Raw genomic sequence first — 20,755 nt, 5'->3', positions numbered from 1 at the left:
TAGCGTCAACACGAGTGGGAGGAGTATGCCATGCGATTCAGCTTCACGCCCGAGCAGGAGGAGTTCCGCGCCGGCCTGCGCCGTGCACTCGAAGCCCGCTCGCCCACCAAGGAGGTGCGCCGCCTGATGGCCACCGAGGCGGGCTGGGAGCGCGACGGCTGGCAGCGACTCAATACGGAGCTCGGCCTGACGGCGATCCAGATCCCCGAGGAGTATGGCGGGCAGGGCTTCGGTTTCGGCGAGCTCGGCATCGTGCTCGAGGAGATGGGCCGCAGCCTGCTGTGTGCGCCGTTCCTGTCGACGGCGCTCGCGGCCATGGCAATCCAGAATGCCGGCAGCGAGGAGCAGAAGCGCGCCCTGCTGCCGGCCCTCGCCGACGGCAGCAAGACCGCGACGCTCGCCGTCAGCGGCGACAGCGGACGCAACGATGCCGACGGCGTGGCGATGACGGCGACGCAATCGGGCGGCGCGTGGCGGCTGGTCGGGACCAAGAGCTTCGTGCTCGACGGCCACACCGCCGATCTGATCGTGGTGCTCGCGCGCCTGGCCGGCACCAAGGGCGAGAACGGCCTCGCTTTCTTCACCGTGCCCGGCGATGCGGCAGGGCTCACGCGACAACGGCTCGACACGATGGACGAGACGCGCAAGCTCGCCCGCCTGCAATTCGCGTCGGTCGAGGCGACGCCGCTCGGCGAGCCGGGCAAGGCGGCCGCGGCTTTCGCCCGGACCATGCAGCAGGCTGTCATCTGCCTCGCCAACGAGATGGTGGGCGGCGCCGACCGGCTGCGCCAGGACGCGCTGGAGTACACCAAGATGCGCATGCAGTTCGGCCGCTCGATCGCCTCCTTCCAGGTCACCAAGCACAAGACGGCCGACATGCTGGTCGATGTCGAGATGGCGAAATCGGCGGCCTATTACGCGGCGGCGGCACTCGACGAGGGCGATGACGACCTGCCGGCGCTGGCGGCGCTGGCCAAGGCGTCGGCGTCGGAAGCGTACCTGCAGACCGCGATCCATGCCGTGCAGATGCATGGCGGCATCGGCTTCACCTGGGACAACGACACGCATCTCTGGTTCAAGCGCGCCAAGAGCTCGGAAATCATGTTCGGCGACGCCAACTGGCATCGCGAGCAGATGATGCGGCACTGGAAGCATTGAGGAGCGGGATCATGAGCGAGCACGACGAAGCCCAAATCCGCGCCGAAGTCCGCGCCTGGCTGGAAGCCAACTGGAATCCCGAATACGGCCTGATCGAATGGCGCACCAAGCTGATCGAATCGGGTTGGGGCGCGCCGCACTGGCCCAGGCAATGGTACGGCCGCGACCTCCCGGTGGCGATGAACGCCGTGGTCGACGAGGAGTTCGCCCGCGTGGGCGCGGTCGGCGTCGCCAAGGCGGGCATCCGCACGCTCGCTGCCGCGACTATCCTGGCGCACGGCACCGATCTCCATAAAGAGAAGTTCCTGCGCCGCATCCTGACGGGCGAGGACACCTGGTGCCAGCTGTTCTCCGAGCCCGGCAGCGGCTCGGACATGGCGGGCGCGGTGACGCGCGCCGACCGGCGCGGCAACCAGTGGGTGATCAACGGCCAGAAGGTGTGGACCACCAGTGCGCACAAGGCGCATTGGGGCCTGCTGCTGGCGCGCGCCAACTGGGACGTCGCCAAACACAAGGGGCTCGCCTACTTCGTCCTCGACATGAAGCAGCCCGGCGTGCAGGTCCATCCGCTGAAGCAGATGAACGGCCATGCCTCGTTCAACCAGGTGTTCTTCACCGACGCCATCGTCGAGCCCGAGATGATGATCTGCGACGTCGGCGATGGCTGGACGGTGGCGACCACCACCCTGATGCACGAGCGGCGCGGCGCCGACGGCTTGCGCAGCTGGGCGACCGGCTCGGACCGCAAGGGCCGCATCTACGAAGAAGAGCGCGCCGAGGTCGCCACGACCATGGAGCCTTACAAGTGGTACCCGCAGCGCGCCGGCCGCGTCGACCTTGTGCTCGAGCGCGCCAAGGAGACCGGCAAGATCGACGACCCGATCGTGCGCCAGGAGATCGCCAGGCTGCTCATCATGTCCAAGACCGCCGAATGGACCGCCCGGCGCGCGCGCGCCGCCCAGGAACAGGGCCGGCCGCAGGGCCCCGAGGGCTCGCTCGGCAAGCTGGTGTCGAGCAACGTCGCGCGCCAGGCGGCGCGCGTGCACACCTACATCACCGGGGCTGACGCCCTGCTGCGCGGCAAGGACAGCCCGATGGGCGGCGTCATCGCCGAGATCCTGATCTCCGTCCCCGCCACCTCGATCGCCGGCGGCACCGACGAGATCCAGCGCAACATCATCTCCGAACGCGTGCTCAAGATGCCCAAGGAGATCAGCGTCGACACCGACAAGCCGTTCCGCGACGTGCCGCGGAATATCGTGTCCTCTTCATGATCTTCCGGACCGCGAGCGTCCCGCTCGCTCATGGATCATGAACTCTTCCTGATCCGCGGGCGCCTGCCCTGAGCTTGCCGAAGGGTCTCGCCCGATCCCGGCCATGAGCGAGCGGAACGCTCGCGGTCCGGAAGACCATGAGTGGCGTCCGAGGCCCGGCGCGCGTATCTTGCCGACATGCCTCGTCCCTTCATCGGAGTCACCCTGGATGCGGAAAAGCCGGGGGGCTATTCGAAATTTCCCTGGTATGCGCTGCGCCAGAACTATCTCGACGCCATCGACGCGGCGGGCGGCCTGGCGGTCGCGCTGCCGCACGAGCCCGACCGCGTCGGCGACTATCTCGAGCGCATCGATGCGCTGGTGGTGACCGGCGGCGCCTTCGACGTCGACCCGTCCTACTATGGCGGCGGGCCGGCCCACGCCACCGTCGTCACCAAGGATCGCCGCACCGCCTTCGAGTTCGGCGTCACCAAGGGCGCGCTCGACCGCAACATGCCGGTGCTCGGCATCTGCGGCGGCCAGCAGCTGCTGCACGTCGTGCTGGGCGGCAAGCTGATCCAGCACATCCCAGACGCGGTGGCCGAGGCGCTGGCGCACGAGCAGCCCAACCCGCGCAACGAGCCCGGCCATGTCGTGACCGTGGCGCGCGGCACGCAGTTGCATGGCATCGTCGGCGCCGACGAGCTCGCCGTGAACAGCGCCCATCACCAGGCGGCGGCCGATTCACCCGCCGGCATCGTGGTCAACGCGACCGCGCCGGACGGCGTGATCGAGGGCATCGAGGCGCCACGCTATCGTTTCTGCATCGGCGTGCAGTGGCATCCCGAGTTCCTGATCTCCGAAGGCGATGCCCGGCTGTTCCGCGCCTTCCTGGGGGCGGCCGCGGCGACGTGAGCGAGCCGGAAAGAATCGCCAAGCGCCTGGCGCGCGCCGGCCTGTGCTCGCGACGCGACGCCGAACGGTGGATCGCCGCCGGCCGCGTCAAGGTCGACGGCAAGGTGCTCGAATCGCCCGCCTTCACGGTCACCGACAGGAACGTGATCGAGGTCGACGGCAAGAAGCTGCCCGATAGCGATCGGGCGCGGCTGTGGCGCTACCACAAGCCGCCCGGCGAGCTGGTGACGGCGCGCGATCCCGAGGGCCGGCGCACCATCTTCGACTCGCTGCCCAAGACCTTGCCGCGCGTGGTCACGGTCGGCCGCCTCGATTTCATGTCAGAGGGCCTGCTGCTGCTGACCAACGATGGCGGCCTGGCACGCCGGCTGGAGCTGCCGGCCAACGGCTGGCCCCGGCGCTATCGCGCGCGCGTGCACGGCACGGTCGACCCGGCGCGGCTCGCCGGGCTGGCCAATGGCATCACCCTGGAGGGCGTCCGCTACGGCGCCATCCAGGCCCGTCTCGAGCGCCAGCAGCGCACCAATGCCTGGCTCGAGATCGCGCTCACCGAGGGCAAGAACCGCGAGGTGCGCCGCGTGCTCGCCCATCTCGATCTGCCGGTGATGCGCCTGATCCGCGTCGCCTTCGGCCCGTTCTATCTGGGCGAGCTCGAGCGCGAGCAGGTGGAGGAAGTGCCGCCGCAGGCGCTCGACAACCTGCTGGGCCTCGAGGCGCCGCGGCGCAAGCAGGGCTGGGCCAAGCCCCAGGTCAAAGCCAAGCCCAGGCCAAAGAAGCGGCGGGCCTGATGCTGCGGGTCATCGGCGGCAAGCATCGCGGACGCCCGCTGGCGGCGCCCGAAGGGTACAGCGTGCGGCCGACCGCGAGCCGTGCCCGCGAATCGCTGTTCAACATCCTGATGCACGCCAACTGGCGCGACGACAGCGCCTCGCCCCTGATCGACGCGCGCGTGCTCGACGCCTTCGCCGGCTCCGGCGCGCTCGGCATCGAGGCGCTGTCGCGCGGCGCCGAGCATGCCACCTTCCTCGACAAGGACGCCGACGCGATCCGCTCGATCGGCGAGAACCTGCGCAAGCTGGGCGAGACCGGTGCAGCCAAGGTCGTGCGCGCCGACGCCACGCGCCCGCCGCCCGCGCAGGCCGCCTGCGACCTGATCTTCCTCGACCCGCCCTACCGTTCCGGCCAGGCTGCACCGGCGCTCGCCGCCCTCGACGCCGCCGGCTGGCTCGCCCGCGAGGCCATCGCCGCCATCGAGCTGGCGCACAACGAGGATTTCGATCCTCCGCCGGGGTTCGAAGCGATCGACGAACGCCGCTATGGTGCGGCCAAGATCGTGATCCTGCGAAAGAGCCGATGACCCTGACCGTTCCGCTTTACGTGCTGCGTCACGGCGAGACCTTCTGGAACACCGAACGGCGCATGCAGGGGATGCGCGATTCCAAGCTGACGGAGCGCGGGCGTCTGCAGGCGGAGGCGATGGGCCGCACCCTCGAGCGCGAGCTCGAGGCCGCCGCGGGGCCGACGGTGTTTCTCCGCAGCCCGCTCGGCCGGGCCTGCGAAACCGCCGAGATCATCGGTCGCGCGATCGGTCTCGATCCCGGGCAATGGCGCGACGACCCGCGACTCGTCGAGCTGGGCTACGGCGACTGGGAAGGCCTCCACTGGAAAGAGATCGAGGTCACCCATCCGACGGCGCTGGCCGACTGGCGCGCCGATCCGCACGGCTACTACCCGCCCGGCGGCGAGACCCACACCGACTTGCGCGCCCGCTCGGCCGCCGTGCTGGCCGAGATCGCCGCCTCCGGCGTGCGCACGGCGTCAGCGGCGCCGTCCTGCGCGGCCTCAATCTCGGCCTCGATGCCCGCGCGATGTTCGTCCTGGAGAAACCGCAGGACGCCTTCTTCCGCTTGCTCGCTGGCCGCGAGGACCGGATCATCTGCGGGTAGTGTGCCCATGGTCCAAGACGTAGTGGTGTACAGTTTGCCGGTTAGTGGCCGGACCGGGCTTGGATTAGTTGGCGCTCCAGCCGTTCGTGTGATTTCACCCTCGGCTGGCACCGTAATCATGAACGTTTGCCTTGCTGGCGGAACCGGGTTGGGACGCGAGCACACCAAGTCGACACCGAAGGGATTGCCATTCGACCAGAATCTAAGTCACAGGCTGGTCGAGCGTCTGCGAGAAGAGTTTCCCGATTCTCTCCATGTTCGTGAGTCCATCGAGGCGCCGCCAACGACCCCTCGCAGATCATCAAGATCGTCTAGAGCGTGATCGTCTTTGGTTGAAGCGCCAACAAGGCCTTGCGCACAAGCTCGCCATCCTCTTCTGGCGCGTCATGGTCAAAGGCATGGATTATGTCGAACAGGGTCTCGCCCACTACGAGGCCCAGGTCCTTCAAACCCGGCAACGCCTCCTCCGCAGTCTCGCCAAACAGTTCGGTCAGCAACTCATCCCAATCCAGGCCAATCCCCCTGACCCCGATCACAAGCCGGTCTGGCACTCCCAAGCCTATGTGTTCATGGAGAGAGAGGAGCCACGCGCAGCGTGGCGTCTCGATTCGGGCGAAGTAACCTTCGCCCTGTTGTCGGCAACAGACGTGATTCGGCCCACCCTTCGAGACGCGGCCTGCGACCGCTCCTCAGGGTGAGGTAGCCTTTGGGGCCTCAACCTAAGAAAATCACGCTCTAACCGCGCGCCAGCCGGGCGGTGCGGCGACAACCGCTGGTTTCGCTGATCACCAGACCACCGCCCTCGCTTTGGACGGTCAGCTTGCCCGAGCGGCGGTCGGCGGCCTTCACCGAGGCGACGGTGACCAGCGAGAACGGGCCAGGGCTCTTGGCGACGCCGTGGATCTGCCACAGGCTCGGCGTCGGCGCCGGCGGCGGTCCCTTGCGCTGGTTGGGCACCGGGCCGTGCGCGGTGGTCTCGTAGGCCGAGCCGTCGACAAAGCCGTTCTCGATGACGAGCAGGAAATCGAGCGGCGCGTTGCAGGAGCCGCCATCGCTGCGGCCGCGCCACTGGCCGTCGAGGGGTGAAACCGGAGCGGCCGTGCCGTCGCGCGAGGTCGCCGCCGGCGGCACCGCGGCTGGCCGCGTCTGGGCATTGGCGGCCGGTCGCGTCTGGGCACTGGCTGTGACGGCACTCGCCAACAGCAGCAGCAGAACGACCAGGGCGCGCATCACCGCCTGCCGAACAGGCGCTCGATGTCGGCGAGTCTCAGCTCGACATAGGTCGGGCGGCCATGATTGCACTGGCCGGAATGCGGCGTCGCCTCCATCTGGCGCAGCAGCGCATTCATCTCCTCGACGGAGAGACGCCGGCCGGCGCGCACCGAGGTGTGGCAGGCGAGCGTGCCGCAAACTTCTTCGACTTTCTCCTTGAGCGACAGGTGATCGCCCAGCTCGGCGAGCTCGTCGGCGAGATCGCGCACCAGGCCCTGCACGTCGAGCTCGCCCAGCACGGCTGGCGTCTCGCGCACCACCACGGCGCCCACGCCGAACGGCTCCAGCACCAGGCCCATGTCGGCGAGCTCGCCCATCCGGCCGGCGAGGCGGCGCGCGCCGTCCTCGCCAACCTCGACGACCTCGGGCAGCAGCAGCGCCTGGCGCTTCACGCCGTCGGCCTCGAGCTGACCCTTCAGGCGCTCGTGCATCAACCGCTCGTGCGCGGCGTGCTGGTCGACGATCACCACGCCCTCGGCGGTCTGGGCGACGATGTAGGTCTCGTGCAATTGTGCGCGCGCCACGCCCAGCGGCCAGGCGGCGCCGTTGCCGTTGGCGGCAGGCCCGGCAGCCGCCGGCTCGACGCGCGCCGACGGCTGGCCAAGCGGCGCCATGAACTGCGCCGCCGCTTCGGCGAGGCCGCGCGGCGGCAACGTTACCGGCCTGCTGCCGCCCATCGGCAGTGCCAGCGCGTGACCGGTGTGCGGGCGGAAGGCGCCAAGGGCGGCGTCCGCCACTGTCGTGCTGGCGCGATGGCCGGCCGCCGCCAGCGCCGTGCGCAAGGCGCCGACGATCAGGCCGCGCACGATTCCGGCATCGCGGAAACGCACCTCGGTCTTGGCCGGATGGACATTGACGTCGACCAGGCCGGTCGGCGCTTCGAGGAACAGCGCCACCATGGGATGGCGGTCGCGCGCCAGGAAATCCTGGTAGGCGCCACGCACCGCGCCGACCAGCAGCTTGTCGCGCACCGGCCGGCCATTGACGAACAGGTATTGATGCTGGCTGGTCGGCCGGTTGAGCGTCGGCAGGCCGGCGAAGCCGGTGAGCCGGAAGCCTTCGCGATTGGCATCGATGGCGACCGTGTTGTCGGCGAACTCGCGGCCCATGATGGCGCTGAGCCGCCCCAGCCGGCCCGCATCGGACCCGCCTGGCCGAGCGCTGTCGATCAGCGACGGCGCCACCGGCGGCAGGTCGATCAGGGTGCGCTCGTCGCTGTCGAGGCGGAAGCCGATGCCGGGATGGGCCATCGCCAGCCGGCGCAACGCATCGGCGACGTGGCCCGACTCAGTGCGCGGCTCCTTGAGGAACTTCAGCCTTGCCGGCGTGGCGAAGAAGAGATCGCGCACCTCGACGCGCGTGCCCAGGGGATGCGCCGCCGGCCGCGGCTCGCTCTTGGCGCCGCCATCGATTTCCAGGGACCATGCCGTCTCCGCGCCGGCCGGCCGGGAGGTGACCGTCATGCGGCTCACCGAGGCGATCGACGGCAGCGCCTCGCCGCGGAACCCCAGGGTGCGGATGTCGTCGAGATCGTCGTCGGGCAGCTTGGAGGTGCAGTGACGCTCGACCGCCAGCACCAGCTCGTCCGCCGTCATGCCGACGCCGTCGTCGACCACCGACAGGAACGTCCGCCCGCCCTCCTTCAGGCTGACGACGATGCGATGCGCGCCGGCGTCGATGGCGTTCTCGACCAGTTCCTTGGCAGCGCTGGCCGGCCGCTCGACCACCTCACCGGCGGCAATGCGGTTGACCAGGGTCGACGGAAGGCGCCTCAGGTGTTGTTGGGGTCGCACGCTCATGCGGCGCCGATTTTACGCCTGCCGCCTTGCGGAAAGATACTGGCGGGTGATGATCTTGCTGACCTGCTCGTGCCACATGGGAAACCTCGTCAGGGGTCCGAGACGATTCCGGCGGGCTTGCCGACGACGATTGTGGTCAGAAGCTCGTCGTTCAGCAGACGCTGGGCGAGCCGGCGGACGTCGTCGAGGGTGACGGCGTCGATCAGCTTGCTGCGTCGCGTCAGATGATCGGGCGACAGATTGTCGACCTGCATCGACAGCAGCAGGCCGGCGATCGCCGGCGATGAGTCGAGCGACAGCGACAGCGCGCCGCCGAGATAGGTCTTGGCGTCGGCCAGCTCCTGCTCGGTCGGACCGTCGGCCCTGAGGCGCGCCAGCACGCTGCGCACCACGGCAAGCGCGTCGGCGATGCGCTCGTTGGCGCTCGCCGTCGAGATCACGATCAGCCCGGCCTTGCGATAGGCGCGCAGGCTGCTCGAGGCGCCATAGGCCAGGCCGCGCTTCTCGCGCACCTCGGTGAACAGGCGCGACTGCTGGCCGCCACCGCCCAGGATGTGGTTCAGGGCGACAACGGCATACCAGTCGGGGTCGTCCCGCCGCACGCCGGGCAGGGCAAGCAGGGCCGTGCTCTGCGGCACCGGCCGTTCGACCACGACGGTGCGCGGCCGGGTTGGCGGCGTCCAGTCGGACAGCAGCGGCGGCACCTGGCCAAGCGGCATGGCACCGAAGGCGTGATCGAGCAGGCGCGCAAGCTCGGGCTCCTCGATGTCGCCCACGACCGCGATCACGAGGCCGCTGCGCTCCAGCAGGGCCGCGGCACGCTGCTCGAGGAACTGACGGGTGATCTTGCGAAGATCGTCCGGCGTACCATCGGGATCGGCGGCATAGGGATAGCCCGCGAACTCCGTCGCCATCATCGTGCGCGCGGCGAGCGCGGCCGGACGCTGGCTTGCCTGGTTGAGCGCCGCGATGGTCTGGGCGCGCCGCTGCTCGATCATGTCCGGATCGAAGCGCGGCTGGGTGAGCGCCAGCCGCAACAACTCGAAGCCCTCGTCGCGCGTCGCGGCCAGGACGCGCAACGATCCGCCCAGCCGGTCGAGCGAGGCACTGAAGCCGATCGAAGCGGCGGCATCCTCGAGGCGCTGACGAAAGGCCTGGGCGTCGAGCGGACCCGCCCCATCGGTCAGCAGCCCGACCATCAGGCTGGTGACGCCCGACTGGCCTGCCGGATCGGAGGCCGTGCCGCCGGGCAGCGAGAACGAGACCGACAGCGCCGGCGCACTCTTGTCCTGCACCAGCCAGGCCTTGAGCCCGAGCCGCGTCGTCACGATCTTGATGTCGACTGCCCAGGCCGCCGTCGGCAGCCCCAGCAAGGTTGACGCGAGCGCGCCCCAGAGAAGACGACGGCGGGTCGTCATCGGCTGTCCCCTCATCGGCTCCCTGAGGGCGGCGTCAGCAATGACGTCACGAGCCGCGACGGCTGCCAGACATGCCGCGCCGCGGCGACCACCTCGTCCGGCCGGACGGCGCCGATACGCTCGGGCCAAGCGGCGACGTCGGCGATGGTGCTGCCGGTGCTGAGCGCACCGCCGTAGATGCGCGGGCCGTTTTGCAGGGAGTCCTGCGAGTAGATCGCTGCGGCCAGCAGCTGGTTCTGCGCCCGCTCGACCTCACCGGCGCTGATGCCGCCGTCGACCAGCCGGGCGAGCTCGGCGGATACGGCGCTTTCGACATCGGCCATCGTCACCGACGATGCCGGATGGACGCCGACGTCGAAGCTCGTGAGGCCGAGACTGTTCGGACGGTAGCCGGCCCAGGTCGAGAGCGCCTGCTTGCCATCGACGACCAGCGCGCGCCACAGCCGGCTGGTCTCGGTGCCACCCAGCAGCTGGGCCAGCACCTGCAGGGCATGGGCATAGTGCGACTCGCCCTTGCTGAAGGACGGCGCCAGGTAGTGACGCGACCAGCGCGGCTCGACCACGCGCGGGTCGGCCCGGCTCACGGTCTGCGGCAGGTCGGAGGCGCCATGGTCGGGGCGGCGGCGCGGCGCGACCGGCCGGGCGGGAATCGGTCCATAGTATTTCTCCGCAAGCCCGCGCACCTGCTCTGACGTGGTGTCGCCGCCGACAATCAGGATCGCGTTGTTGGGCATGTAGTGCCGGCGATAGAACTCCATCAGGTCGGCGAGCGTCAGCGCCTCGACGTCGGCCACGGTGCCGCTGATCGGCATGCCGTAGGGCTGGCCCCGCCCGTACAACCGCTCGTGCACAACCTCGTCGAGCAGGGCGGATGGCGAATTGTCGATCCGCATGCGTCGTTCCTCGAGCACGACCTGGCGCTCGGGCGCCAGCTCCTTCTCGGTCAGGCGCAGATTGGCCATGCGATCGGCCTCCATGCGCATGACCAGCTCGAGCCGGTCGGGCGAGACGGTCTGGTAGTAGCCGGTCGAATCGTAGGTCGTGTAGGCGTTGTCGCGCCCGCCGTTCTTCGACACGATGCGCGAGAATTCCGACGGCCCCACCGTGTCGGTGCCCTTGAACATCATGTGCTCGAGGAAATGGGCGATGCCGGTCTTGCCCGCAACCTCGTCGGCGCTGCCGACCTTGTAGACCACCAGCTGGGTGACGATCGGCGCGCGCGAGGACGGCAGAACGACGACCTCGAGGCCGTTGGCCAGAGTGAAGGTCTCGACGCGGCGTCGGCCGACGCTGAACAGCTTGGCGCTCGCCGACCATGCCGGCGCCAGCGCCGCCGCGGCGGCGAGACCGCCGCACAGCGCCCGGCGGCCGATCTTGGCGGACGTCGTCAGAAGATGCCTTCGAGGATGCCGCGCTTGCGCCGCGTGATGGTCGGCGTGTTGCCGGTCGCGGGCTGGCCTGCCGCCTGGGCATCGCGAATGCGCTGCTGCTCCTTGGCCGGATCGACCACGGTGCCGGCCGGCAGGGGCTCCTGCCAGAAGATCAGGCTGTCGATGAAGCCCTTGTCGTTGTTGTTGATCGTCTTGGTGTCCTGGTTGACCCGGCTGCGGATCTCGGGATCGATACCGCCCTGCCCGGCGCGCGCCACCAGCGCCTGCTCCGAGCCACCGCGCGTCGGGGCGGCACCGGCGCCTCCGCCTCCTGCGGTACGCTGCTGCACGCGCCCGGCCAGCGCCGGCGACAGGGCTTCCTTGGCCTGGTCAGCCGGCGTCATCTCCTGCGGCCTGGGCTCGCCCGGCCGCGGCGGACGCAGCTCGGCATTGGGCGGCATGGTAAGAGGCGAATGCGAGACGATCTTGAATTCGTCGGGCGATACCTTCTTGCCGCCGCCAAGGTTGGCGAAGGCGCCGCAGCCGCTCAGCGCGAGGCCGCACAGGACGGCCGCGAAAGGCAGGAGACTCGAGGAGGTAAAGGTCGTCCGTCGCATCGTTCGTCCTTCGAATTTCATTTTTGTCCGTCGATCATGGCCGCTTCAGGGCGCACGCCGCCGGTCGCCGATCAGGGAATCGATGAGCATCAGGCCGACACCGACCACGATCGCCGAATCGGCAACGTTGAACGCCGGCCAGTGCCAGCGGCCTATGTGGAAATCGGCAAAGTCGAACACCGCTCCCCATCGAGCGCGATCGATAACATTGCCGATGGCGCCCCCCATGACAAGGCCGATGCCCCACGCGGTGAGCGCGCGGTCGGTTCGTCGCAGCCAGACGAAAAGCCCGATGCAGACCGCGATGGCAGCCGCCGACAGGATCCACGGCGGCAGCGCACCGTCGCCGCCCAGCAGGCCGAAGCTGACGCCCTGGTTCCACACGATGACCAGCCGGAAGAACCCGTCGATCACCGGCACGACGGCGCCCGCTTTCTTGAGATAGCCGAGCAGCAGCTGCTTGGAGGCCTGGTCGGCCAGCAGCGTGATCACGACCAGGACCATCGCCTCAGGGGGCGGAGGGGGAAAGCCTCAGAGGCGATCCATCACCTTCCGACGTCGAAATCAGAGACATCTCGATTGGCGCTCTCCCCCTCCGCCCCGTGAGACGGGGCACCTCCCCCGTAAGACGGGGGAGGCAAACGAAATGACGAGGGAACCAGACAAAGCTGTTCTTCATCACCCATCCACCGCCGCATCGCAGCGCAGGCAGAGCAGCGGATGCCGGGTGGACTTGCCGACGTCCTCCAGGACCTGCCAGCAGCGGGCGCACTTGTTGCCGTGGGCGAGCACCGGTTCGACGGCGACACCGGCCACGTCGGCAAGGGCGAAGGCGCCGGCCGGCGCCGCGCCCTCGACCAGCTCGCCGCCCGATGTGATGCAGATCTCGGCCAAGTCGAGGCCTGCTAATGCGGTGCGATATTCGGGCGCCACGTGAACCCGCGGCGCCGCCTGCAGGCTGGAGCCGATGCGCTTCTCGGCGCGCTCGAGCTCGAGCGCGCCGGTGACCACGCGGCGCAGGTTGCGCACCGTCCGCCATTTATCGCCGAGGGCGGCATTGAGCCAGAGGTCGGGGATCGTCGGATAGAGCCGCAGATGCACGCTTTCGCGCTCGCCGTCGGGCACGTCCTTGGGCCGCGCCAGCCATGCCTCCTCCGCCGTGAAGCAGACGATCGGCGCGAGCCATGCCGTCAGGAACGAGAACAGCTCGGCCATCACCGTGCGCGCAGCACGCCGGCGCAAGGTAGAGGCGGCATCGCAGTAGATCGCATCCTTGCGGATGTCGAAGTAGAAGGCCGACAGATCGACCGCGCAGAAATTGTGCAACTCGGTGGCGATGCGGTGGAAGTCGTAGTCGTCGACCGCCGGCCGGAAGATCGCGTCGAGCTCGGCCAGGCGATGCAGCACCCAGCGCTCCAGCTCGGGCATGTCGGCGTAGGCCACGGTCTCAGTCGCGCTAAATCCGTCGAGGCTGCCCAGCAGGTAGCGCAGCGTGTTGCGCAGCCGGCGATAGGCCTCGGCCTGGTGCTTCAGGATCTCGGGCCCGATGCGCTGGTCCTCGGTGTAGTCGGTGCCGACCACCCACAGGCGCAGGATGTCGGCGCCGTACTGGTCGCACACCACCTGGGGCGCGGTGATGTTGCCCAGCGACTTCGACATCTTGCGGCCCTGCTCGTCGAGCGTGAAGCCGTGCGTCAGCACGCCGTCATAGGGCGCGCGGCCGCGCGTGCCGCAGCTCTCGAGCAGCGAGGAATGGAACCAGCCGCGATGCTGGTCGGAGCCTTCGAGATAGAGGTCGGCCGGCCATTTGAGGTCGGGATTGCCCTCGAGGGTGAAGACGTGGGTCGAGCCCGAATCGAACCAGACGTCGAGGATGTCCTTCACCTGCTCGAAATCCTGCGCCTTGTACGCGTTGCCGAGGAAGCGCTCGGGCGGGCTCTCGAACCAGGCATCGGCGCCCTCGCTGCGGAACGCCTCGACGACGCGCGCCATCACTTCAGGGTCGCGCAACGGCTCGCCGGTCTGCTTGTTGACGAACACCGCGATCGGCACGCCCCAGGCGCGCTGGCGCGAGACGCACCAGTCGGGGCGTTGCTCGATCATGCTGCGCAGGCGGTTGTAGCCGGCGCGCGGCACGAAGCGCGTGGCGTCGATCGCCGCCAGGGCCTTCTCGCGCAGGGTGCCGCCGATCTCGGCGATCGGCTGGTCCATGGCGATGAACCATTGCGGCGCGTTGCGGAAGATCACCGGCGCCTTGGAGCGCCAGGAGTGCGGGTAGGAATGGGTGATGCGGCCCGACGCCAGGAGCTTGCCCGCCTTGTCGAGGGCCTCGGTCACCGCCTTGTTGGCCGGCCCCTTCTTGCCGACCGACGTATAGACCAGCAGGCCGGCGAACAGCGGCACGTGCGGATAGTAGCTGCCGTCCTCGGCCACCGTGTCGGGCACCTCGACGCCGTTCGCCACGCCGAGCTCGTAGTCATCGGCGCCGTGACCCGGCGCGATGTGCACGAAGCCGGTGCCGGCATCGGCGGTGACAAAGCCGCCGGGCAGCGGGCGCACGTCGAACTCGTAACCCTGGCCGCGCAGCGGATGGCTGGCGAGGAGGCCGTCGAACTCGTCGGCCGCGACGTCACGCACCAGGCGTGGCGTGAACTTGCACGCCTCCGCCACGGCGCCGACCAGCTCGCGCGCCACAATGAGCCTCTCGCCCGCGACCGCCCGGCTGCCCTCGCCCACGGCGGCGACCTCGATCAGCGCGTAGGCGATGTCGGGCCCGAAGGCCAGCGCGCGATTGCCGGGGATGGTCCACGGCGTGGTCGTCCAGATCACCACGGAAGCGCCGTCGAGCGTGCCGTCCTTCGACGTCACGACCGGGAAGCGCACATGCACGGTGTCCGACGTGTGGTCGTGGTACTCGATCTCGGCCTCGGCCAGCGCGGTCTTCTCGACCACCGACCACAACACGGCTTTCGAGCCCTTGTAGAGGCCGCCATTCATCAGGAACTTGCCGAGCTCGCCCACGATGGTGGCCTCGGACTCGTAGGCCATGGTCGAGTAGTAATTGTCCCAGTCGCCGTCGACGCCGAGCCGCTTGAACTCCTCGCGCTGCACGGTGATCCAGTGGTCGGCGAAGGCGCGGCACTGGCGGCGGAACTCGCCGACCGGCACCGTGTCCTTGTCCTGCTTGCGGGCGCGGTACTCCTCCTCGATCTTCCATTCGATCGGCAGGCCGTGACAGTCCCAGCCCGGGACGTAGTGGCTGTCCTTGCCCAGCATCTGCTGGGTGCGGCTCACCAGATCCTTGAGGATCTTGTTGAGGGCGTGGCCGATATGGAGGTTGCCGTTGGCGTAGGGTGGACCGTCGTGCAGGACGAATTTCGGCCGCCCCTTGCTCTCGGCGCGCAGCCGGTCGTAGAGGCCCATCTCGGCCCACCGCTTCAGCAGCTCCGGCTCCTTCTTGGGCAGGCCGGCGCGCATGGGAAAGTCGGTCTTGGGCAGAAAAACGCTGGATTTATAGTCGGTTGTCACGGGCAACTCGATTACGAAGGAGGAGCGTGGAGCGACCGCTGGAAGGCAGTCACAGGAAGACTGGACACCCGGCCGCAGTCAGCGGACCGGGCGGATAATTCGCTCCTGCAGGACCCCGGTAGACATAGGGCCGGCAATCTAGGGATGGGGGTGCGGAGGGTCAAGGCGGCGCGCCCTTGACTGGCCACCGCTTCGATCCCGATAATTCGGGCACTGCCGGACATCGGGCCGGCGATTTTCTCCCCTACTGGCGGACCGCCCACCGGGCGAACCCGGGCCGCCTGCGCACACAGCAACAGCACGGAGACAGCCATGTCCTTCTGGACAGACCTGCGCCTGCCGGCGGAGCACGAGTTCCTGGTGGGCTTCTATGACCTGCGCGGCTACATGCGCTACGCCGAGGCGACCGAGCCGCGGCCGCTGCTCGATCTCATGGCCGGCTATTTCGCCTGCACCGGGCAGATTATCGCCGGCGCCGGCGGCCGGCTGATCAAGACGCTGGGCGATGCCGGCCTGGTCGCCTTTCCCGCCGACCACGTCGACACCGGCGTCCAGGCGGTGCGCACGCTGCAGGCGACCGGCCGCGACTGGCTGGGCGCGCGTGGCTTCAAGACCAGCATCCTCGCGAAGCTGCATATCGGCCCGGTCGCGATCGGCCGCGTCGGCAGCCCGGACGAGGAGATCATCGACGTCTATGGCCGCACGGTGAACATCGCGGCCGCCCTGCCCAGCACCGGCCTCGCCGTGACCCCGGCGGTGTTCCGCAGCCTGCAGCCCGAGACCCGCAAGCTGTTCAAGAAGCACACCCCGCCGATCACCTACATCGACGCCGACGATCAGCGGCCGATGTAGGAACCTCGTCGCTTTCATGCTCTTCTGGACCGCGCGCACCTGCCCTGAGCTTGCCGAAGGGTCTCGCCCGCTCATCATGGAATCCCGAGCGGGCAAGATGCCTGCGGTCCAGAAGAGGAACCCGTGGCCACCATCGACACTGAGCTGACTCGCCTCCTGGGAATTCGCCATCCGATCCTGCTCGCCCCGATGGGTTCGGCCGCGGGTGGAAAGCTGGCCGCCGCCGTCACCCATGCCGGCGGCCTCGGCCTGCTCGGCTCGGGCTATGCCGACGAAAAGGCGATCCGGCGCGAGCTCTCCGAGGCGGGCAATGCGCGGGTCGGCATCGGATTCATCTTGTGGGCGCTCGACAAGAACCCGACGGCCTTGGACGTGGCGCTGGATGCCAGGCCTGCGGCTGTCATGCTGTCGTTCGGCGACCCCTCACCCTACACGGCTCGCATCAAGGCGGCGAACTGCAAGATCATCTGCCAGGTGCAGACGCTCGATCAGGCGAAGCAAGCGGCCGATGCCGGCGCTGATGTGATCATCGCCCAGGGACGCGACGCCGGCGGACATTCGGGCACGACGCGCGGCACCATCGGCCTCGTCCCCGCCGTGGTCGATGCCGTCGGGCCGATCCCGGTGGTCGCGGCGGGCGGCATCGCCGATGGCCGAGGCCTCGCCGCCGCGCTGTCGCTGGGCGCCGCCGGCGTGTCGATGGGCACCCGCTTCACCGCGACCCGCGAATCGCTGTGGAGCCAGGCCATGAAGGAAAAGACGGTCGCATCGGGCGGCGACCAGACCGCGCAAACTCGCGTCTTCGACATCGTCCGCGCCGCGGCGTGGCCGGCGATCTACCCTGGCCGCGCGCTGCGCAACGACTTCTTCGAGCGCTGGCACGGCAAGGAGGAGGCGTTGACCGAGCAACAGACGGAAGTCGATGCGCGCTACTCGGCCACGCCGCCCGACGATCTCAGCCAGCGCGTCGTCTGGGCCGGCGAGAGCGTCGACCTCGTGCGAGATATTCCATCCGCACGCGATCTGATCGAGCGGATCGTCGACGAGGCAGCGGCGGTGTTGCGGACGGGCGCGGCGCTGGTGCGCGCGTAGTTCTCATGCTCTTCCGGACCGCGCGCGTCCCGCTCGCGGTCCGGAAGAACATGAGCGGCGTGACGCGGAAAGGGCCACGCACAGCTGATGCATCGCTGCATTCGCAATGCGCCAGCCACAGCGATGCATCAAGAAGCGACCGGGGCCCTCGTCCCGGCCTCGTCGACGCGAACACGCGCATACAGCACCTGCGTATCCAGATCGGCACCGCAGGGCCATGATACAGACCCCAACTCGCGATTGACGAACACGCGGGCGAACTCGCTCTCCGAACGCAACGGCGCGAACACCCCTTCGAACGGCACAATCTTCGCAACGTCGATCACACCGCGGATGCCATCGTCGAAGGTGATGGCGAGTCGGTAACCATTCAGGGCCTTTGCCTCAATAACGTCCCGCAACATCGAGCTATTCCAATGGAGCGATAGGGTCGATCGGCTCGCGCCGCCGGGCCTGATCCCAGGCCCGCGCGAGTTCCGGTCGATGCAACATAGCCCACTCTACCACAAGACCAACGACGCGCGGCGACAGTCGCCCTTCAAGAATTCGCAAAGTTTCGATGTCGAAGATTGCCTGCTGGCTGCCGTATCGAACATGGAAATGTGGCGGCGGGTGATCTTCGTAGAAGATCGCGATAATGATGCCAAAGAAACGGCAAATTTCCGGTACGCCGCTATCCGCGATCGTCGCGCAATATCCGCCGCGCCGACTCGCCGTCGGCCGCGATCTGCGCCTTGAGCTGGTCGAGGCCGGCGAACTTCATCTCGGGACGAATGAAATCGACCAGCTCGACGCGCAGCGTCCTGCCGTAGAGGTCGCCGGCGAAGTCGAACAGGTGGACCTCGAAATTCTCCTGGATCTTGCCGAAGGTGGGGCGGCGGCCGAGATTGGCCACGGCATCGCGTCGCGCGTCGTCGACCAATACGCGCACGGCGTAGACGCCGAAGCGCGGCCGCAGATGCTCGCCCAGCGCCACGTTGGCGGTCGGGAAGCCGATGGTGCGGCCGCGCTGGTCGCCCAGCTCGACCGCGCCCTCGATCTCCCAGCCATGGCCCAGCAGCTCGGACGCCTCGCTCACCCAGCCGGCCCGCAATGATTCGCGAATGCGGGTCGAGGAATAGATCTCGCCCTCGCGCATCACCGGATCGAGCACGCTGACACCGAAGCCCTTGGCCTTACCCTGCTTGCGCAGCTTCTCGACATTGCCGCTGCGCCGCGCCCCGAAGGTGAAGTCGTAGCCGCACACGACATGGCGGGCGCGCAGGCCCTGCAGCAGGACCTCGTCGATGAAGGCGTCGGACGACAGCGCGGCGAAGGCCTGGTCGAAATGCTGTGCCAGCACGGCCTCGACGCCGCACCCGGCGAGCAGCCGCAGCTTGGCCGGCGGCAAGGTCAGGCGGAACGGCCCGGTATCAGGCACGAAGAAGCGGCGCGGATGCGGCTCGAAGGTGAGCACGACCAGCGGCGCGCCGAGCGCTTTCGCGCGCTCGCCGGCATGGGCCAGCAGGGCCTGGTGACCGCGATGCACGCCATCGAAATTGCCCAGCGCGACCACGCCGCCCTGCCAGACGGCAGGCAGGCTCCGCCAGTCGTCGAAGGCCGGGATCATGCCGCGTCGCGCCGGGGCACCAGCACCACCGCCTCGCCGTCGATCACCACCTTGTCGCCGTTCAGGCACTGGGTCTTGAGCGTCACGCGTCGTCGGGTGGTGTCGATGGCGGTGATGGTGGCGACGGCCGTGATGGTCTCGCCGATCAGCACCGGCGCCATGAAGCTCAGGGTCTGCGAGATATAGACCGCGCCCGGCCCGGGCAGCTTGGTGCCGATCACCGTCGAGATGAAGCTCGAGCCCAGCATGCCGTGGGCGATGCGCTGGCCGAACCGCGTGGTGCGGGCAAAGCCGTCGTGCAGATGGATCGGGTTGGTGTCGCCGGAAACGCCGGCGAAGGCCATGATGTCGGCCTCGGTCACCGTCTTGCCGAACATCGCCGACATGCCCGGCTTCAGGTCTTCGAGATAGAGGCCGTTCATGGCCGCGAAGGCATTGCTCACTGTCGCTCGATCTCCCCCATTTGGGCGCGCCCTCTTACCACGCAGCGGGGCCTGTGCCACAGTCCGGTGAATGACCGTTCATGCGATGTCCGAACCGCAAATCGTCGCGGCCGCCCTCGCCCGCGCCGCCGGCCGCCATTTCGGGGGGGCGGCAACCATCGAGAATCTCGGCCAGGAATCGGGCGGTGCCTCGCGCCAGACCTGGAGCTTCGACGCCCGCGTGAACGGCGAGCCCCATGGCCTGATCCTGCGGCGCGACCCGCCGCTGCACGGCCGGCCGGGCGGCGAGCGTTCGAGCTCGCTCGACCGCGCCACCGAGTTCCGCGTCATCGCCGCCGCCTGGAAGGCGGGCGTGCGCGCGCCCGAGGTGCTGTTCGAGATGCAACCCGAGGATGGGCTGGGCGAGGCCTATGTCATGCGCCGGGTCGGTGGCACCGCGATCGCCCGCAAGCTGCTGCGCGATCCGCCCTACGCCGCCGCACGCGGTCGCGTCACCGGCCAGCTGGGCGAGATCCTGGCGCGCATCCACGCCACCGACCTCGCCACCCTGCCGCCTCTGGTCACGCGCCAGGCGGCCGACCAGATCGCCAACCTGCGCCACTCGCTCGACCAGCTGGGCTCGCCGCAGCCGGTGCTCGAGCTGGCGCTGTCGTGGCTCGATCGGCGCAAGCCGCCGCCGATCGACCGGCCGCTGCTGGTGCACGGCGACTACCGCACCGGCAACTACCTGGTCGACGAGACCGGCGTGACGGCGATCCTCGATTGGGAAGGCGCCCATCTCGGTGATCCGGTCGAGGATCTCGGCTGGCTGTGCGTCAAGAGCTGGCGCTTCGGCGCCGTCGACAAGCCGGCCGGCGGCTTCGGCAGTCGCGCCGAGCTGTGGGCCGCCTACGAACGCGCTGGCGGCGCCAGGGTCGACCCGGCGCGCGCCCACTGGTGGGAAGTGCTGGGCACGGCACGGTGGGGCATCATCTGTCACACCCAGGCGTGGCGGCATCTCTCCGGCGCGGTGAAGTCGATGGAGCTCGCCTCGATCGGCCGCCGCGCCGTCGAGACCGAGGTGGACCTGTTGCAATTGCTGAAGGAAGGCGCGTGACATGGTGCAGGCCTGACATGGCGCAAGATCGTCCGACCGCCGCCGAGCTGCTGGCCGCCATCGCCGACTTTCTGAGAGAGGAGGCGACACCGGCGCTCGACCGAGCCGAGCCGCGTCTCGGCTTCCAGATGCGCGTCGCCGCCAACTCGCTCGCCATCCTCGAACGCGAGGCGCGCCTCGGCGCCGCCGCCGACTCGGGCGAGCATGCCCGCCTCTCGGCATTGCTGGGACATGACGGCACACTCGAGGACCTCAACCGTGAGCTCGCCCGCCAGCTGCGCACCGGCGAGCGCGACGAGCGGGACGCCGAGCTGATGGCCCACCTCGACGCCACGATCGCCGACAAGATCGCCATCGCCAATCCGCGGTGGCGGTGACTTCTTCTTC

22 protein-coding genes are annotated in these 20,755 nt (G+C 68.9%); 10 read left to right on the top strand and 12 right to left on the bottom strand.

The genetic code is table 11. The features are described from left to right. Positions 1-30: 30 nt before the first annotated feature. The 6 genes from ACILR9_RS31690 to ACILR9_RS31665 all read left to right on the top strand — a co-directional run bounded on the left by ACILR9_RS31690 (position 31) and on the right by ACILR9_RS31665 (position 5,594). Positions 31-1,158 carry an acyl-CoA dehydrogenase family protein gene (locus tag ACILR9_RS31690; RefSeq protein ID WP_395713979.1) on the top strand — a complete coding sequence of 376 codons (1,128 nt, stop codon included), beginning with the start codon at positions 31-33 and terminating at the stop codon, positions 1,156-1,158. A gap of 11 nt (positions 1,159-1,169) precedes the next feature. Further along, complete coding sequence (locus ACILR9_RS31685) at positions 1,170-2,432, top strand: acyl-CoA dehydrogenase family protein (RefSeq protein WP_395713978.1); 1,263 nt, start codon at positions 1,170-1,172, stop codon at positions 2,430-2,432. 177 nt (positions 2,433-2,609) lie between these two features. Further along, the gene (locus ACILR9_RS31680; protein WP_395713977.1) at positions 2,610-3,326 is read left to right on the top strand and encodes a gamma-glutamyl-gamma-aminobutyrate hydrolase family protein; all 717 of its coding nucleotides are present in this window, start codon (positions 2,610-2,612) and stop codon (positions 3,324-3,326) included. Then, positions 3,323-4,114 (top strand): pseudouridine synthase, encoded by a 792-nt coding sequence (locus ACILR9_RS31675; protein WP_395713976.1) that lies wholly within the window; start codon positions 3,323-3,325, stop codon positions 4,112-4,114. The genes ACILR9_RS31680 and ACILR9_RS31675 overlap by 4 nt, the downstream gene beginning before the upstream one ends. Continuing rightward, positions 4,114-4,683, top strand: a complete 570-nt coding sequence (gene rsmD, locus ACILR9_RS31670) for a 16S rRNA (guanine(966)-N(2))-methyltransferase RsmD (RefSeq protein ID WP_395713975.1) — start codon at positions 4,114-4,116, stop codon at positions 4,681-4,683. The genes ACILR9_RS31675 and rsmD overlap by 1 nt, the downstream gene beginning before the upstream one ends. After that, positions 4,680-5,594, top strand: coding sequence for a histidine phosphatase family protein (locus tag ACILR9_RS31665; protein ID WP_395713974.1), 915 nt, complete (start codon positions 4,680-4,682; stop codon positions 5,592-5,594). Before rsmD ends, ACILR9_RS31665 begins: the two co-directional genes overlap by 4 nt. On the opposite strand, the gene ACILR9_RS31660 is transcribed toward ACILR9_RS31665, so the two are convergent. From ACILR9_RS31660 to ileS, 8 genes are all read right to left on the bottom strand, one after another. Beyond that, positions 5,584-5,769 (bottom strand): hypothetical protein, encoded by a 186-nt coding sequence (locus ACILR9_RS31660; RefSeq protein ID WP_395713973.1) that lies wholly within the window; start codon positions 5,767-5,769, stop codon positions 5,584-5,586. The genes ACILR9_RS31665 and ACILR9_RS31660 overlap by 11 nt on opposite strands. A 238-nt stretch (positions 5,770-6,007) precedes the next feature. Continuing rightward, positions 6,008-6,502 carry a hypothetical protein gene (locus ACILR9_RS31655; protein ID WP_395713972.1) on the bottom strand — a complete coding sequence of 165 codons (495 nt, stop codon included), beginning with the start codon at positions 6,500-6,502 and terminating at the stop codon, positions 6,008-6,010. Beyond that, on the bottom strand, positions 6,502-8,343 hold the full coding sequence (mutL, locus tag ACILR9_RS31650; protein WP_395713971.1) for a DNA mismatch repair endonuclease MutL: 1,842 nt from the start codon (positions 8,341-8,343) through the stop codon (positions 6,502-6,504). Before mutL ends, ACILR9_RS31655 begins: the two co-directional genes overlap by 1 nt. Positions 8,344-8,432: 89 nt before the next feature. After that, a complete protein-coding gene (locus ACILR9_RS31645) occupies positions 8,433-9,761 on the bottom strand; it encodes a M16 family metallopeptidase (protein ID WP_395713970.1) in 1,329 nt (442 codons plus the stop codon). Between the two features lie 11 nt (positions 9,762-9,772). Then, entirely contained in the window at positions 9,773-10,993 is a 1,221-nt protein-coding gene (locus ACILR9_RS31640; protein WP_395713993.1) for a M16 family metallopeptidase, read from the bottom strand. A 155-nt stretch (positions 10,994-11,148) separates the two neighbouring features. Beyond that, positions 11,149-11,748, bottom strand: a complete 600-nt coding sequence (locus ACILR9_RS31635) for a DUF3035 domain-containing protein (protein WP_395713969.1) — start codon at positions 11,746-11,748, stop codon at positions 11,149-11,151. 45 nt (positions 11,749-11,793) lie between these two features. Continuing rightward, on the bottom strand, positions 11,794-12,252 hold the full coding sequence (lspA, locus tag ACILR9_RS31630; protein WP_395713968.1) for a signal peptidase II: 459 nt from the start codon (positions 12,250-12,252) through the stop codon (positions 11,794-11,796). A gap of 174 nt (positions 12,253-12,426) precedes the next feature. Beyond that, positions 12,427-15,225, bottom strand: coding sequence for an isoleucine--tRNA ligase (ileS, locus tag ACILR9_RS31625; protein ID WP_395713992.1), 2,799 nt, complete (start codon positions 15,223-15,225; stop codon positions 12,427-12,429). 363 nt (positions 15,226-15,588) lie between these two features. Between ileS and ACILR9_RS31620 the strand changes: the two genes are divergently transcribed. Further along, positions 15,589-16,128, top strand: coding sequence for an adenylate/guanylate cyclase domain-containing protein (locus tag ACILR9_RS31620; RefSeq protein WP_395713967.1), 540 nt, complete (start codon positions 15,589-15,591; stop codon positions 16,126-16,128). A 123-nt stretch (positions 16,129-16,251) separates the two neighbouring features. Beyond that, a complete protein-coding gene (locus tag ACILR9_RS31615) occupies positions 16,252-17,220 on the top strand; it encodes an NAD(P)H-dependent flavin oxidoreductase (protein ID WP_395713966.1) in 969 nt (322 codons plus the stop codon). Between the two features lie 128 nt (positions 17,221-17,348). On the opposite strand, the gene ACILR9_RS31610 is transcribed toward ACILR9_RS31615, so the two are convergent. Genes ACILR9_RS31610 through ACILR9_RS31595 form a run of 4 tightly spaced genes read right to left on the bottom strand, consistent with a single transcriptional unit; the run spans position 17,349 to position 19,272 of the window. Continuing rightward, on the bottom strand, positions 17,349-17,624 hold the full coding sequence (locus tag ACILR9_RS31610) for a DUF2442 domain-containing protein (protein ID WP_395713965.1): 276 nt from the start codon (positions 17,622-17,624) through the stop codon (positions 17,349-17,351). Between the two features lie 4 nt (positions 17,625-17,628). Further along, entirely contained in the window at positions 17,629-17,856 is a 228-nt protein-coding gene (locus ACILR9_RS31605) for a DUF4160 domain-containing protein (protein ID WP_395713991.1), read from the bottom strand. Positions 17,857-17,893: 37 nt separating this feature from the next. Beyond that, positions 17,894-18,829 (bottom strand): bifunctional riboflavin kinase/FAD synthetase, encoded by a 936-nt coding sequence (locus ACILR9_RS31600; protein WP_395713964.1) that lies wholly within the window; start codon positions 18,827-18,829, stop codon positions 17,894-17,896. Beyond that, a complete protein-coding gene (locus ACILR9_RS31595) occupies positions 18,826-19,272 on the bottom strand; it encodes a MaoC family dehydratase (protein ID WP_395713963.1) in 447 nt (148 codons plus the stop codon). Before ACILR9_RS31595 ends, ACILR9_RS31600 begins: the two co-directional genes overlap by 4 nt. Before the next feature lie 85 nt (positions 19,273-19,357). Here ACILR9_RS31595 and ACILR9_RS31590 point away from each other — a divergent pair, with 85 nt between their 5' ends. Beyond that, complete coding sequence (locus ACILR9_RS31590) at positions 19,358-20,368, top strand: phosphotransferase family protein (RefSeq protein WP_395713962.1); 1,011 nt, start codon at positions 19,358-19,360, stop codon at positions 20,366-20,368. A gap of 17 nt (positions 20,369-20,385) precedes the next feature. Next, positions 20,386-20,745 carry a DUF6285 domain-containing protein gene (locus ACILR9_RS31585; protein WP_395713961.1) on the top strand — a complete coding sequence of 120 codons (360 nt, stop codon included), beginning with the start codon at positions 20,386-20,388 and terminating at the stop codon, positions 20,743-20,745. The last annotated feature ends 10 nt before the right edge of the window (positions 20,746-20,755 follow it).

Origin of the sequence: Reyranella sp. (assembly GCF_044224635.1) — a bacterium.
In the GTDB taxonomy this organism is placed as follows: Bacteria; Pseudomonadota; Alphaproteobacteria; order Reyranellales; family Reyranellaceae; genus Reyranella.
The sequence above is the reverse complement of the archived record's forward strand: the minus strand, read 5'-3'. Positions and strand labels throughout refer to the sequence as shown.